At 59.0% G+C, this 13,529-nt stretch carries 13 protein-coding genes, 1 pseudogene and 1 riboswitch; of the genes and pseudogenes, 2 read left to right on the top strand and 12 right to left on the bottom strand.

Annotated features, from left to right (window positions below):
• Positions 1-2: 2 nt before the first annotated feature.
• Positions 3-204: riboswitch (cobalamin riboswitch) on the bottom strand.
• A gap of 568 nt (positions 205-772) precedes the next feature.
• The 6 genes from NKG99_RS19280 to NKG99_RS19255 all read right to left on the bottom strand — a co-directional run bounded on the left by NKG99_RS19280 (position 773) and on the right by NKG99_RS19255 (position 7,990).
• On the bottom strand, positions 773-2,092 hold the full coding sequence (locus NKG99_RS19280; RefSeq protein ID WP_352870230.1) for an alpha,alpha-trehalose-phosphate synthase (UDP-forming): 1,320 nt from the start codon (positions 2,090-2,092) through the stop codon (positions 773-775).
• 1,268 nt (positions 2,093-3,360) lie between these two features.
• Positions 3,361-4,353 (bottom strand): adenosine kinase, encoded by a 993-nt coding sequence (locus NKG99_RS19275; RefSeq protein ID WP_352870229.1) that lies wholly within the window; start codon positions 4,351-4,353, stop codon positions 3,361-3,363.
• A gap of 106 nt (positions 4,354-4,459) precedes the next feature.
• Complete coding sequence (gene metK, locus NKG99_RS19270) at positions 4,460-5,632, bottom strand: methionine adenosyltransferase (protein ID WP_352870228.1); 1,173 nt, start codon at positions 5,630-5,632, stop codon at positions 4,460-4,462.
• Positions 5,633-5,685: 53 nt separating this feature from the next.
• Positions 5,686-7,023 carry a serine hydroxymethyltransferase gene (glyA, locus tag NKG99_RS19265; protein ID WP_352870227.1) on the bottom strand — a complete coding sequence of 446 codons (1,338 nt, stop codon included), beginning with the start codon at positions 7,021-7,023 and terminating at the stop codon, positions 5,686-5,688.
• Positions 7,024-7,051: 28 nt separating this feature from the next.
• Positions 7,052-7,381 carry an ArsR/SmtB family transcription factor gene (locus NKG99_RS19260; RefSeq protein ID WP_245260337.1) on the bottom strand — a complete coding sequence of 110 codons (330 nt, stop codon included), beginning with the start codon at positions 7,379-7,381 and terminating at the stop codon, positions 7,052-7,054.
• A 264-nt stretch (positions 7,382-7,645) separates the two neighbouring features.
• The gene (locus tag NKG99_RS19255) at positions 7,646-7,990 is read right to left on the bottom strand and encodes a recombinase family protein (protein WP_352870226.1); all 345 of its coding nucleotides are present in this window, start codon (positions 7,988-7,990) and stop codon (positions 7,646-7,648) included.
• Positions 7,991-8,387: 397 nt separating this feature from the next.
• Here NKG99_RS19255 and NKG99_RS19250 point away from each other — a divergent pair, with 397 nt between their 5' ends.
• Positions 8,388-8,690, top strand: a complete 303-nt coding sequence (locus tag NKG99_RS19250) for a hypothetical protein (RefSeq protein WP_023737099.1) — start codon at positions 8,388-8,390, stop codon at positions 8,688-8,690.
• The gene (locus NKG99_RS19245) at positions 8,687-9,163 is read left to right on the top strand and encodes a type II toxin-antitoxin system VapC family toxin (protein ID WP_352555193.1); all 477 of its coding nucleotides are present in this window, start codon (positions 8,687-8,689) and stop codon (positions 9,161-9,163) included. The genes NKG99_RS19250 and NKG99_RS19245 overlap by 4 nt, the downstream gene beginning before the upstream one ends.
• 796 nt (positions 9,164-9,959) lie before the next feature.
• Here the strand turns inward: NKG99_RS19245 and NKG99_RS19240 are convergent.
• The 6 genes and pseudogenes from NKG99_RS19240 to NKG99_RS19215 all read right to left on the bottom strand — a co-directional run bounded on the left by NKG99_RS19240 (position 9,960) and on the right by NKG99_RS19215 (position 13,322).
• Positions 9,960-10,454 (bottom strand): MaoC family dehydratase, encoded by a 495-nt coding sequence (locus tag NKG99_RS19240; RefSeq protein WP_352870225.1) that lies wholly within the window; start codon positions 10,452-10,454, stop codon positions 9,960-9,962.
• 475 nt (positions 10,455-10,929) lie between these two features.
• Complete coding sequence (locus NKG99_RS19235; protein ID WP_245271027.1) at positions 10,930-11,298, bottom strand: bifunctional hydroxymethylpyrimidine kinase/phosphomethylpyrimidine kinase; 369 nt, start codon at positions 11,296-11,298, stop codon at positions 10,930-10,932.
• The gene (locus NKG99_RS19230; protein WP_502913702.1) at positions 11,276-11,470 is read right to left on the bottom strand and encodes a hypothetical protein; all 195 of its coding nucleotides are present in this window, start codon (positions 11,468-11,470) and stop codon (positions 11,276-11,278) included. The genes NKG99_RS19235 and NKG99_RS19230 overlap by 23 nt, the downstream gene beginning before the upstream one ends.
• Positions 11,471-11,525: 55 nt before the next feature.
• A complete protein-coding gene (locus tag NKG99_RS19225; protein ID WP_352555197.1) occupies positions 11,526-11,807 on the bottom strand; it encodes a beta/alpha barrel domain-containing protein in 282 nt (93 codons plus the stop codon).
• Positions 11,808-11,882: 75 nt separating this feature from the next.
• A pseudogene (locus tag NKG99_RS19220) lies at positions 11,883-12,146 on the bottom strand (thiazole synthase); the annotation flags it as partial.
• Between the two features lie 18 nt (positions 12,147-12,164).
• Complete coding sequence (locus NKG99_RS19215) at positions 12,165-13,322, bottom strand: porin (RefSeq protein WP_352870223.1); 1,158 nt, start codon at positions 13,320-13,322, stop codon at positions 12,165-12,167.
• Between the last annotated feature and the right edge of the window lie 207 nt (positions 13,323-13,529).

Below are 13,529 nucleotides of genomic sequence, written 5' to 3'. Positions count from 1 at the left end.
CATGGACGTAATCCGCCGTGGCAGGTCTCCTGGCTCGCGGGGTCATAGCCTCTACCCGTCTTCCTGAGGGTATTCGCCTCAGTGACATGAGTGGGGTTGGCTCGCCGCTAACAGTTGCGGGGGCAGCGCCGGCATTGCACCGGCTTCCCTCTTAGCTCCGCTGCGGCAGCGCCGCACGCGAGAACCACGACACGCAGACAATCACAGCAGTCCGCTCTTTTGTCAATGACGCATAACGAAATGTTTATGTCGTTATGTGATTTCGCTTTTACGCTTGTCTAACATTGTGAAATATTCAGTCGCCCATTGGCGGCGCTGCTCCGCTGCCACCATAGTCCAACTAATGGATCCCTGTCGGGCTGCGACATCCCTCGCAGGTCGCCGATGAAGGATTTCGGACAAGACTTCAAGCGCGTGACAACGTCATTAGAATGCAGAAGATCGCATTGGTGGCGATGTTTAACGATGCGGCCGCAAGCCGTGCGTGCGTGGTAGAAGCGGTTTTCTCGGAGTGAGCGCCAAACCGTGGTCCGAGGGGAATTGGCACGCCAGTCGTCATCACGGGTGACTAGGCAATCGTGATGACTCCGCTCGGCGGCAAGAGACCACACTGACGGAGCCTGGCTCAAGGGTCTGATGCAAAGCCCGACTGTGGTCCCGATAAGCCGCTTAAGCCGCATTCAGGCGGTCAGGATAAGTATCTCTCTCTCCAAGCGCTCGGCATTGAGGGATGCGCAAATGCAGGCAAAGCTCGCGTGCTTCATATTCTGCATCATACGATCGGCAGGACCCAGTTTTTATCCAGTGCACGCGTCAGCGCGGTGTGCAATTCTGGCTCGGTCCGATACGAAGGCATTTGGGCCTCGCTGATCCAGCCCAAGCCAACATAGTGGAAGTGATCCGCAGGGACCGTAACCCGGCTGCTGTCCAGTTGCCGAACGAAGTCCGCTGACCAATGGTGGATCGTATACGCTTCAAGTTTGTCCATCATCCTCCGCCAGCGTTGGATGCGTTCTTCGCGCGGCATGCTGGCCGCTCTTGAGATCGCGGTAGCTATCTCGTCGGAGAGCCTCGGATTTACCAGCAGGGCGTCCTCGCCGAAGTCTTCGGCCGCGCCGGCAAACTTCGATAACACCAGAACGCCAGGGTCCATCGGATCTTGTGCAGCAATGTATTCTTTCGCCACAAGATTCATGCCATCGCGCAACGGCGTCACAACGCAAACACGCGCGGCTCTGTAAAGACCCGCTATCTCAGCTTGGGTGAACGACCTGTTCTCATAGATAATCGGCATCCACTCGTCCGTGCCATGCCGGTTGTTGACTTGATTGACGAGTCTTTCGACGTCGCGCCGATATTCGCTGTACGCTTGGATGTCGCCACGTGAGGGAGTTGCGATTTGCAAGAGCGAGACACGTTGCGGCTCGACTGCCAGCAGATCGAAAGCTTTAATCCGATTGTCGATGCCCTTGGTGTAGTCGAGCCGATCGACGCCGATAACTAGCTTTGCTCCGCCAAGTTTCAACTGCGAAATGTAGGCTTTCTGCGCCTCAAGCGAATCTGCGGCACACTGTTCGAATTGCTTCGGATCGATACCTATAGGAAAATTTTGGCATTGCGTCTGGCCATGGTCCGAGAAAACGACCCCGTTCTTGCTCTCCAGCCCCAAATGAGATTGGACACAGGCGAGGAAATTGCTCACATCACGGTCGGTCTGGAAACCGAGCAGATCATACTCGAGCATACATTTCATTAGCTCGCCAGAATTGGGCACGCGCTCCATCATGTCAGACTCGGGCCATGGCGTATGCAGGAAATGGCCGATCGGCCGGTCAATGCCGAGTCTGTGCAAATCAGCGCCGAGCGGCAGGAAATGGTAGTCATGAACCCAGTAGACTGCGTTATCTCCCAATTCGGACACCGCGCGCGCCATGAAGGCATTGACGTCGCGATAACTTTTATAATCCTCTTCCGAGCCTGAGATCCGGTCCGGCAGCGAGTGGAGCGCCGGCCACAATATTGAATTTGCAAAACCTTGATAGAGAATAGTCCGCTGCCGGCCCATCGAGCCACCCGATTTGACCTTTGCCACGCTGCACGAGGGGCACCTGTTGCTTATCCCCGTCGCCCAGATGCTCGGAAAAACCTACCCAGACCGCGCCGGAACGCTCCACGACGCACTCCAGGGCCGCCGAAAGCCCGCCTGTCTTGGGCTGATCAGAATTGACAGTCGCACCGCGGTTGGAAATTGCGATAAGACTCCTATGTGGCTGCTGGGCCGCCGTGTTGAAGCGCTGGTCTGCGGCTGAGACAACAGGACGGGACGGGCCAACTTCGGCTTGTTGTTCTCGCTCCTGTGGCAAGTCTCTCAGGGGTTGTTCAAAAGCGATTAGTTCGTGAACAGCCCCAGTTTGCCATGTGAGGTTCCGGCGCGGCGAGTTGGCGTTGTTCAATGCGTCCATTTCATGCCTCCGTTGAATATTCCCCATGATGGGAGCAACTGGCATTCCCAGATTGGCACACCCCCTGCTGACGAGAATCTGACGAGCGTCAGAGCAAATGGCGACCGATTGTCGCGTTTCGGCTTCGGCGCCCTCAAGAACCGGCTTATCGCGAAAATAGCTGGCGACCCGATCGAGCGGACCGTGCTTGCCGCATTGTTGGATTGTTCGGATAAGAGATACACCCAGTAGATGCCAGCACCTGTTGAAATGGACTGAAACTATGTCGCTGCCGCCAAGGCTGCCGGGCCCCGTGATGCGATCCTGCGTCTGCCGAAGAGTTTTGACACGGAGATCGGAGAGGGCGGGATAGTCCCTTTCCGCCCGTCAGGGTCCGTTTTTATCGCAATCCCTTCCTCGTTGCCCTCGACGATCCCAAAATCGTGGAAGCCAGACCGCGATGCCTAGGTTCGGATGTGTGAAATACCAGCTAGGCGAGCACTTCCTAATATCCGCGGAATGCCGGGCTTCATATCCGGCGCCTCGTCGAGATGACGAAGATGAAGCCTTGCTGCCAATTCCGCTGGTCCCAGACCAATGGCTAACCAGTCTGCCCGCATTCGGCATCGTGGGACGTGATCGCAAGTCAAGTGCTCCGACGGACGCCGCGAGTTCTCCGTTACCTCAGGAACCTTACTGGCCTTCCCCAAGCTGAGCTTCTGGAAAATGCCGGTGGCGATCTCGATGACGGTGAATGCCGTCAAGGCATGCCCGCCTTGCACCCCCTTCCAGCGAGCTTCACGGCAGCAGCATCGGTCAGTTCTCCGAAGCGAATGGCTGTCGTTATCAGCGAGCTTTGACACAGTTCCGCCACTGCGATGATCGCGTCGGTTGGGCAGCTGGTTAGTTGCCCGCGCATCTACAGCAACCCAGCCCGTTCCGCCTCGCGGCGCAAATTCTGCCTTGGCCTGGGGCCGATCTGCTGGATCACCAATCCGGCCGCCAGTGAGCCAAGGTCGCCGCAGGTCTGCAGGTCGCGGCCTTGCGTGTAGCCATGCAGGAACCCGGCGGCATAGAGATCGCCGGCACCTGTCGTGTCGACCAGTTCCTTGATCGCGGTCGCCTTGATGACCACGGTCTCGTCGCCGCGCACGATGACCGAGCCCTTTTCCGAGCGGGTGACGGCGGCGATCCGGCAATCCTTGCGGATCTGCGCCAGCGCTTCGTCGAACGACGATGTCTGGTAGAGCGACTTGATCTCGTGGCTGTTGGCAAAGACGATATCGACCGTGCCCGAACGCATCAGGTCGAGGAACTCGTCTCGGTAGCGGTCGACGCAGAACGAATCCGACAGTGTCATGGAGACTTCGCGGCCCGCCGCGTGCGCCAGCTTGGCCGTCTGCCGGATCGCTTCCTTGGCGCGCGGCGGATCCCACAGATAGCCTTCGAAATAGGTGACCTTGGCACCGGACGCCTTGTCGGCCTCGACATCCTCAGGGCCAAGCTCGACGCAGGCGCCGAGATAGGTGTTCATCGAGCGCTCGCCGTCGGGGGTGACGAAGATCATCGAGCGCGCTGTCGGCGGCTCGCCCTTGAGCGGCCTGGTGTCGAAGGCGACACCCTGCGCATGGATGTCGTGGGCGTAGATTTCGCCGAGCGCATCGCTGGAGACCTTGCCGAAGAAGGCGGCGCGGCCGCCGAAGCTGGCGACGCCGGCCGCCGTGTTGCCGGCGCTGCCGCCGGAGGCTTCGATCGCCGGGCCCATGCGGCTGTAGAGCAGTTCGGCGCGCTCTGTATCGATGAGGTTCATCGCGCCCTTGATGATGCCGTTGGTGTCGAGGAATTCCTCGTCGCACTGGGCGATGATGTCGACAATGGCATTGCCGATGCAAAGCACGTCATAATCCGGCATCAAAATCTCCGCCAAAAAACCCGAGCCGGCTTCTCGCCACCTGCCAGGCGCGGGTCCGCCCGGTGGGAATGGGCTTTCCGCTTGCCAATCCGTTCGCCGGCGGCTCTCACGGGGCGGCGAGTCCTGCCTCGCGACGCAATTCGTCCGCCCTGTCTGTCTTCTCCCAGGTGAAATCAGGCTCTTCACGGCCGAAATGGCCATAGGTGGCTGTATTGCGGTATATAGGGCGCAAGAGATCAAGCATCTTGATAATGCCTTTCGGTCTGAGATCGAACAACTCAAGAATGAGGCGCTCGATCCTGCTTTCCTCAACCCTGGCTGTCCCGAACGTGTTGACCATGACGGAAACCGGACTGGCCACGCCGATTGCGTAAGCAAGCTGCACCTCGCACACGTCCGCAAGTCCGCTGGCGACGATGTTCTTTGCGACATAGCGGGCCGCATAGGCAGCCGAGCGGTCAACCTTGGACGGGTCCTTGCCCGAGAAGGCGCCGCCGCCATGACGACCCATCCCGCCATAGGAATCGACGATGATCTTGCGTCCAGTGAGACCGCAGTCGCCGCGCGGCCCGCCGACTACGAACCGCCCCGTCGGGTTGACCAGAATTCTGATGCCTTCCGTCTCCAGGTGGGTCGGCAGGACAGGCTTTATGATTTCCTCAATGACGCCCTCGCGGACAGTCTCTTGCGAGACCTGCTCGTCATGTTGCGTCGACACGACGATCGTATCCAGGGCGACCGGGCGCAACCGCTCATAGCGCACTGAGACTTGGGACTTCATGTCAGGACGCAACCAGCCAAGCTGTGCCTTCCGGACATACGCCTGCCGTTTCGTCAAGCGATGAGCGAGCTGGATCGGCAAAGGCATCAGGGTATCGGTTTCGCGGCATGCGTAGCCGAACATGAGGCCCTGATCTCCCGCTCCCTGCTGGAGGTCTTGCCCTCTTCCCTCGTCAACGCCTTGGCTGATGTCGGGCGACTGCTCGGTGAGGGCATGGACGACGGAGCAACGCCGGCCGTCGAAGCCGACGGCCTCGTCGTCGTACCCAATGTCGAGAATCGTATCGCGCGCAACTTGGCTGTAATCCACCTGGGCATCGCTGGTAATCTCGCCAGCCAGAACGACTATCCCTGATTTTACCAACGCTTCACAGGCGACGCGCGCCTTGGGATCTGTGCGGAGGATGGCGTCGAGGATGGCATCCGAGATGTTGTCGGCCAACTTATCCGGGTGCCCCGCGCCAACCGATTCGGAAGAGAACACGAACTGCCTAGCCATGAATACCTCGCTTCGGGTGTTGGATGTGGTATGGGCATTTTGCTTGGCCCACCTTACTTGTCGGAGATGCCCGGGACCTCGAACGCAGCGCACAAGTCGGCAACGTCTCTTCGCACGCAGGCATGGAGATCTTCGTCGTCTGGCCGCTGGAGGACGGAGTCAATGAAGCCAGCAATTTGCTCCATTTCCACATCGCGCATGCCCATTGACGTCACTGCTGGTGCCCCCAGGCGAATTCCGCTTGTGACCGCCGGATCCCGCGGGTCGCCAGGCACCATATTGAAGTTTGTGATGATTCCTGCCTTTGCTAGTCGCTCGGCATAGGCCTTGCCCGATAGTGGCCGATTGCGAAGATCAAGGATCAGCATGTGATTGTCCGTCCCCCCGGTCACCAGGTCATGACCTCGCTCAAGCAGTGCATGTGCCAGAGCCTTGGCGTTCTTGACCGTCTGTTGGCCGTAGCTTCGGAAGGACGGGTTCGCGGCTTCGTGCAAGGCAACCGCTAGCGCAGCGATGGCATTCATGTGAGGCCCGCCTTGCAGGTGAGGGAAGACCGCCCGGTCTATTCGTCTGGCGAGATTGTATTTGCTCTTTGTATGATACAGGGCCTGATAGCGATCTTCGTTCCTTGACAAAATGAAGCCACCGCGGGGACCGCGGATCGACTTGTGGGACGTGCTGCTGACCACGTCGCAATGGCCCACGGGATTCGGGTGCGCTCCCGCGGCAATCAGGCCGCTGATGTGCGCAATGTCGGCTACGAGATAGGAGTTCGCTTCCAGGGCAATTTCTGCCATTGCCGCGTAGTCAAAGACACGCGGGTAAGCAGTTCCGCCGACCCAAATGAGCCGCGGCCGTTCCCGCTTGGCTGTCTCGCGCAAGCGGTCATAGTCAATCTGCTGTGTCGTTTCATCCAACCCATAGGGCACGCGTTGATAGTCAGTACCGGAAAAGTTGATGGCCCAACCATGAGTCAGATGGCCCCCTTCCGGAAGGGGCAAGCCCATGACTATGTCACCGGGACTCAAAAGCGCACGATAGACAGCCTGGTTGGCCGGCGAGCCGGAATAAGGCTGGACGTTGGCATGCTCGCTGCCAAATAGTGTTTTCAGGCGCTCAATGGCTAGATTCTCAAGCTCATCAACGATCTCGTTTCCAGCGTAGTAGCGCGCACCGGGGTACCCCTCGGCGTACTTGTTCGTGAAAATCGAGCCGTTCGCTTCCAGCACGGCCGAGGACGCAAAGTTCTCTGAGGCGATGAGCTTGAGGGTCGTCCGCTCCTGCCGCTCCTGTCTCAGAAGCAGCTCGTGAACGCGGCAATCAACCGCGGCCAAGGAAGACCGCCCGTGGGTGTCGGGCTGTGCGATCGCACCGTCTGCGGAGTTGTCCATGGTAGCTTCGCGCTCCAATTGGATTGACCTATTTCACGATCAAGCACGCGGTCCCCTTCGGCCGCGTGTCTCGTACCGCTTCGAGCCGCTGCAGGTCCTGTTTATGATAGCCGTCGCGATGGGGCAGGAGATCCACCAATAATTGAACCAGCCCGCCGTCGTTGGATCCTGCGTTGAGATGGTACGAGCGCCACGGAGGCTGTTCGTTGCAGCAAAGAAAGTCGGCTCTGGCGAGCAGCCGGACGTGTCGCGCAACCCGCTCTCGACACACGCCCAGAATCTCCGCTAGCTCGCAGACAGTTAGGTCCGCATGCGCACAAAGGCCCAGGATTCGAAGGCGGTCTGGATGCGCTGCCATGCGTAGGCGACTAACCAGTGTCATCATGGCTCAGGACCAAGTCCTGCCGAATTTCTCATTTCGCGTTCTCCACAGAAGCTGCAGATTTCGAAGGTTGTCCAACGACCGGACAAATCTCGGTGGCCGTGACGACCGTCGATATCCTGTGTCGAACAGACAAATGGGCGCTCTTCTTGCCTTTAGCCGAAATTGCAAGCAGTTCGGCGAGTCGAAGATAAGCGGGGCCACGGTTTGGAACCACTGACCTCAGACGTTGCAATAAGCCTACCATTCACAGCGAGCCGGAGTTGCTAAGAGTCTATGAATTTCCTTGAAGGATCTGTTGCAACGTTTGCCCAGCCTGGCCTGCTCCCGGTTTGCAGCGGTCATGGTCAGGCGATCCATCGCCTCTGCGAGCACGATCAGGAATTTGCCCTGCATCGCATCGATGATCAGCTCCTGAAGGCCGGGACGCAACAGCGACGCGCCGCAGATCGCGCGGTGGGTATTGCTGTCGACGACTGTCCAGCCTTGCTTTTCAGCACGCAAGCAGCAGAGCTGCAACTGATCCTCGATCGAGGCGTCTCGGTGATTGTCAGTTGAGTAGCGAGCGCCAAGCGCGACCTTCATGAGGCGGCCCCTTACTCCGGGACGCGGTCTCGCGTTTGGCTATCCGTTTCGGCCTGAACGAAATCCCGTGCGGCCTGTCGCGCCAGCAGCCGGACCAGATTGACGAAGCGTCGATCGGGCTTCGGCGACGCAGGCACAGCCGATTCGTGGGCCGCTCCGGCGACCACACGAGCTTTTCGGCTGTTGCACGTTTCGGTCGCGCTATGATCGCGTTCCTGTCCTGACGCGAAATACTCCGTTTCGCGACAATGATGCCAAGTCACAGTGCTTCGACAAGATGGAAATTCTTGTGATCAATAACGCGCGTCGCGCAGGAGCCAGTGCTGGCCGATGACGGGGCACCTTGTGCTCCGAAGAAGCCATGGCTATATATCCGGATAGAGAACGGAGGCACGCGATGGGCAACACTGCACAGAAGAGAGCGATCGAGAATTATCGCTCTCGCCTGGCTGAGCGCGGCATCGCGCGGTTCGAGATCCAGGCGTTCGACGCAGACCGCGATCTACTGCGAACTCTTGCCCGAAAATTAACGGAGAGCGGGCCGGATGCCCGACAGCTTCGTCGGACCATACAGCAAGCGGTGGCGGGTGAGCCACCGAAAGCGGGCAGCATTCTCGCCGCGTTGCGTCGCTCGCCTCTGGTTGGCTCCAGTCTCGACCTCAGCCGGCCGCGCGAAGAGGGGCGCAAGATCGACCTGTGACGCGCTACCTTCTTCATACCAATATCATCAGCAACGTCATAAAGCCGGAGCCTTCGGGCTCGTTGCTGGCCTGGATGGGCGCGCAGAAGGACGAAGACCTCTTCATTGCTTCGCTTACTGTCGCCGAAATTCGCCGAGGCATCCTAGAGAAGCCGAAGGGGAAAAAGCGCAGCAGCCTTGAAACTTGGTTCGAGGGCTCCGAAGGCCCGCCAGCGCTGTTCGCTGGCCGCGTGCTATCGTTCGACGAGAAAGCTGGCCTCGTGTGGGCGCGGCTGATGGCCAACGGCAAAGCCAGAGGCCGTTCGCGGAGCGCCCTAGACACAATCATTGCCGCTATAGCTGAAGCCAACGAGTGTGTCGTAGTGACTGACAATGAAAAGGACTTCGAGGACGTTCAGATAATCAACCCGCTCCGTAGCTCTGGAAGCCAAGCGGGTGATGATAGCTCCAACGGTCCGGCCGATTTAATTTGAGGATTTCAGCGGCACGGAGTCCGAACGTCTCGTGTTCGCCTACCTCTAGCGATGGCTGGATTGATCTTGCTTAGTTCGGCCAGGGACGTCTCTTCCAGTTCCGCTTTAATGCCATCCCGGTTCATCTAGTCAGCTCGATCTACCAACAGTTCGCACGCACGAGCGCCGCGGACAAGGCGCGATCGCAGGGACTGCGCGATACGCGTGTCGAGCTCGTCCATCTTACACTCGATCTTGTCTTCGAAGGCCTCTCGCCAAACGCCACTGTAGTCGATCCCGCGTGCGGCTCGGGGGCCTTCTCATCGAGGCTTTCTCGCGACTGGTCTGGCGCGCTACCAATAGCAAGTTCGCCCGCCGGGTACTCGTCGGTCTGTACTCTCTGGGCGTCCACATCAACTGCGGAGCTCTTGGCATCGCCGTGTTCTGCCTTTGGCTGGCAGCTCTCGAGCTCGACGAGCAGCCGATCAGCGACACCCGCGACCTCAAGTTCGACCCGGTTGACTCGATAACTCTATTGGCAGATTCAGTCGGGGAGGATCTGCCCACTCCGATCACAAGCCGATCTGTCGACCCCGTGGTCGGGAATTCTCCATGGACCTTCGTGAAGAAGGAATGCAGCGCCGAAAGCCGAAGCGCTTCCGATACATCGACGCCCCTTCCGAGACGGAGCCCCGATTAGGCATTCCTGCCACTCTATCTAGCCGACCCCCGTGGCCGCGTTGCCGATCGGTGCGCACTGGTCGCCTACATCGCCCCGGCACGTGAAGATCGTCTCTGCTGACGCTCGTTGAGCAATTCAGGCCGCCTCCGGCTGGCGTTTGATCAGCGTCAGCGTCAACCAGCGCGCGGTCAGCGCCGGCTTTTTCGAGCCCTCGATCTCAATCGTCACGCCCAGCGCCGTCTGCACCCAGCCCGACGGCCTGACCTTGATGTCGGCCAGTACGAAACGGGTGCGGATGCGCGATCCGGTTTTCACCGGCGCCAGGAAGCGCAGCGATTCGAAGCCATAGTTGACACCCATCTTGCAGTTTTCGAGCGGCCGCATGGTCTCGAAAGTCATCGCCGACAAAAGCGAAAGCGACAGGAAGCCATGTGCGATGGTGCCGCCGAACGGCGTCTCGCGCTTGGCGCGCTCCGGATCGCAGTGGATGAACTGGTGGTCATCGGTGGACTCGTCGAACTGGTCGATCATCCGCTGCGAGACCACCCGCCACGGCGACAGGCCGACTTCCTTGCCGACGCTGGCCAGAAGCTCGTCGAGACTGATCGGTTCCAAGCTAATGTCCTCCATTTCGAACGTCCGAAGCGCGAGCGGCTTCATTCCGTGAACAGTGTCAGCCCATGCTGCACCGACTGCCGGCCATCCATCGGCAGGATGGCCCCGGTGAGATGACTGCCGTCACAGCTGCACGAATAGAGCGTTCCGCCGGCAATCCCGCACCGATGCGGGCCGATCCGAACATGGCTGCAGACGAGCTGGCTTGTACCTCGGTCGCGGTGCGCGTCCTGCAGGCCACTGAAAACAGCTCGTCTTGCTACCGGTGATCATTCCGCCGGCGCCGCTATGCGGTATTGTCGCAGATTGATAAAATCAATTGTCTGGATAGGAACCATCCGTGTCTCGAATGGTGGAGGAGTAGTCCAGCAGACGGGATGGCTTGTGGTCCTTCTTGAAGCGCGCCGACCTCATTGGCCGCTAGCTGTGAGCCGGCAAGCAGCGCCAGTTCAATGACATTGGGTGTCGACACGGCAAGCGGCATCAGATGCTACTTCATGATGCGGGATGGCGCTTGCTTCAAGAAGCGCTCGCCTGACGTGGAAGCCAGCACCGGATCTGGACTGTCGATATGCGCCCGATATTCGCGCAGCACAGCGGCAACCGCAGCGACGATGATCTCAGCTGTTGCGAGCATGCCAACCTTGGTGCCGGCCACTCTGTTAGCCTGAAGCGCAGCGCGCATCTGATCCGCCACCAGACCGGGTTGCGTAACTTGGATTTCCAAGGCGTCTTCCTGGGTTTGCACCGTCAGCGCGCTGACAGCAAGGCAGGTGCGCACGTCAAGGCAAGCGATCGTCTCGATCTCGCGGGCAATTCCAGCCCCACCGCGGGAATCAGACCCTACAACAACGAGCACATGCGGTTCTCGCCCCAGCGCTATTGTTCTGTCTTTTGATCCATTCTCGCGTGCGCGCTTCTGGGGCGTCGTTCAGCGCAAGGTCGGTGACCACGGCTGCGCTTTCGGCGCCAGCCTCGAAAAACGCCTTCGAGCCGGTCAGGTTGAGGCCGCCGATGGAGACCAATGGGATCGGCGCGACCTGGTGCTTCCACTCGCTGATCCGCTCGAGCCCTTGCGACGCCCATTCATCTTCTTGAGGCTAGTTGGATAGACTGGGCCGAGCGCCACATACTCCGGCTCGGCCACTGGCGCAGTTCGGTGTGATCGTGGATCGAAAGGCCGAGCTTCAATCCGGCGTATTTCATCGTCAGCATCGGCGGCAGCCAAATCCTTTTGACCAAGATGGACGAGTCGCAGCCTTCCTCGATTGCCGTGCGCCAATAGTCGTTGACGCTCACTTGGCAACCATGGACCGCGCAGGCGTCGTTCGCGCAGCGGATTTCCGTCTGCAGTCCTTTCTCGTCCATATCCTTTATCCGGAGCTGCACCAGACTCACGCCGAGCGGCACCAGCCGGTCAATCCCGCCGGCACGTCCACGACTTCATGAGAAGACGGCCCTGCCGATCGTCGGTGGGTAGCGCGGTTCGAGCATTCCCGAGCTGAAAGCTTCACGACCGGCATCGACCGCTTTGCCGAACGCACGCGCCATGCCGACCGGATCGGCCGCCCTCGGGACCGCCGTGTTCAGGAGCACGGCGTCAAACCTGAGCTCCATGACGGTCGCCGCGTACGACGGCCGTCCGAGCCGTGGATCCACAATCAACGGAATGTAGGGGAAATGTCCGCGCATCAACTGGACCTCGGAGCTCAACGCTTCATCGCATTAGAATGAGCGTTCGAAACGCAGGATACCGCCGACACTGCTCTTCTTGTTGGCATTGGTCCAGTTCACTTCGGAAGCTTTCACCTTTCCGACGGCGGAGCCTCCGTAGCGGTCATAGTCGAGTTCAGCCGTAACTGTGAAATCTGGAAGAAGCGCGTAGGCGACGTTCGCAGCGACACCATAGTTCTTGAGCTGATCACCTGAGAGCTGAAGGTTCAACGAAGTTGTCTCGTTGAGCTCGTAAGCGGCGCCAGCCCAGATAGCCCAGTTCCCGCCCCAAATCTTATAGAAGCCGCGACCATGAGCGTCGATCGCGTTCATGGGGTCGTCGTTGAGCTTGCCATTGGAACCGTAGCCGAACATTCCGAACAGCAACAGTTCGTTGGTGACATTGATGTCGACACGGACCTTGGCGGCCACCGATTCGTAGTTGCTATCATAACCAGCAACGCCGGTGATCGCTCCCCAGCCATGTGTGTATTTCAAGCCGCCGACTATGTGCGGAGCGTAGTTGTCGATTGTGCCGACCACGCCTGAGCCTTCTTCGAGCGAAACCACGGCCGAAAAGCCGTTCCCGGCGTCGAAGTAGTACTGGACCACATTGGTATCCAAAGCGCCGTACGGAACCGGCGTCTGGTTGAGTACGTCACCCGCGCCGCCAATAAACATGTCGAAGGCCGACCAGTCCTTACCAACTCGGAGGCCACCAAGCTGAATCCAGGCGAAAGTCAAGATGCTGTCTCCGTTGAAGGCATAGGACCGAGAACTGTCCGAAACCGAAGTGTGGCGGTTACCGAAATTCACGCGGGTTTCGGTGTAGGTCTTCAACGTGCCGAGTTCGGTCTCCTGGCCGGTCCAAGCTTTCAGTGTGAAGCGCGTGTTGTTTTGCCATGTACCCTGATCCTCACCAGTCCTCACATCTGAGGTTCTTGCGTGGTAAAACAATCCGACATCGCCCAAGCCCACGTAGTAGCTAAGATAGCCGCCGATGCGCAGGCAGGTCTCGGTGCCTGAAATATAGACGTAGCTGGAGCCGTAGACGTCGCAGATCTTGAGGTACTCAGTGGGATCAGGCTCGGGGACGATGATCACGGCGCGAGCGTCGGAAGCGGCGATCAGTGCCGCAGTTGAGCCGAGGAGGAGGCTCCCAATGGTCATTGTTGATCTCCGTCTAAATAGTAAAAGGAATCGAGACCGGTAAATGATTTTTGCTAAGCAAACGATTGATAGCGCATCAAGCTGAATTCTAGGAGTGTTGCTGCACCTGTCGTGCTAATACTCAGGAGCTTAGAATGTGACTGAGACTTGTTGTCACATATATTAAGCAGTTATCACTCCCGGACGGTCATACAACATTTTTATACA

This window comes from Mesorhizobium sp. M1409, assembly GCF_040317535.1.
In the GTDB taxonomy this organism is placed as follows: domain Bacteria; phylum Pseudomonadota; class Alphaproteobacteria; order Rhizobiales; family Rhizobiaceae; genus Mesorhizobium.
The sequence above is the reverse complement of the archived record's forward strand: the minus strand, read 5'-3'. Positions and strand labels throughout refer to the sequence as shown.

Coding starts and splice junctions, on each gene's coding strand:
- NKG99_RS19225 (WP_352555197.1), bottom strand. CDS start 11,807: ATGGACGAGAAAGGACTGCAGACGGAAATCCGCTGCGCGAACGACGCC.
- glyA (WP_352870227.1), bottom strand. CDS start 7,023: ATGGACAACTCCGCAGACGGTGCGATCGCACAGCCCGACACCCACGGG.
- NKG99_RS19240 (WP_352870225.1), bottom strand. CDS start 10,454: ATGGAGGACATTAGCTTGGAACCGATCAGTCTCGACGAGCTTCTGGCC.
- NKG99_RS19260 (WP_245260337.1), bottom strand. CDS start 7,381: ATGGCAGCGCATCCAGACCGCCTTCGAATCCTGGGCCTTTGTGCGCAT.
- NKG99_RS19250 (WP_023737099.1), top strand. CDS start 8,388: ATGGGCAACACTGCACAGAAGAGAGCGATCGAGAATTATCGCTCTCGC.
- NKG99_RS19215 (WP_352870223.1), bottom strand. CDS start 13,322: ATGACCATTGGGAGCCTCCTCCTCGGCTCAACTGCGGCACTGATCGCC.
- metK (WP_352870228.1), bottom strand. CDS start 5,632: ATGGCTAGGCAGTTCGTGTTCTCTTCCGAATCGGTTGGCGCGGGGCAC.
- NKG99_RS19275 (WP_352870229.1), bottom strand. CDS start 4,353: ATGCCGGATTATGACGTGCTTTGCATCGGCAATGCCATTGTCGACATC.
- NKG99_RS19255 (WP_352870226.1), bottom strand. CDS start 7,990: ATGAAGGTCGCGCTTGGCGCTCGCTACTCAACTGACAATCACCGAGAC.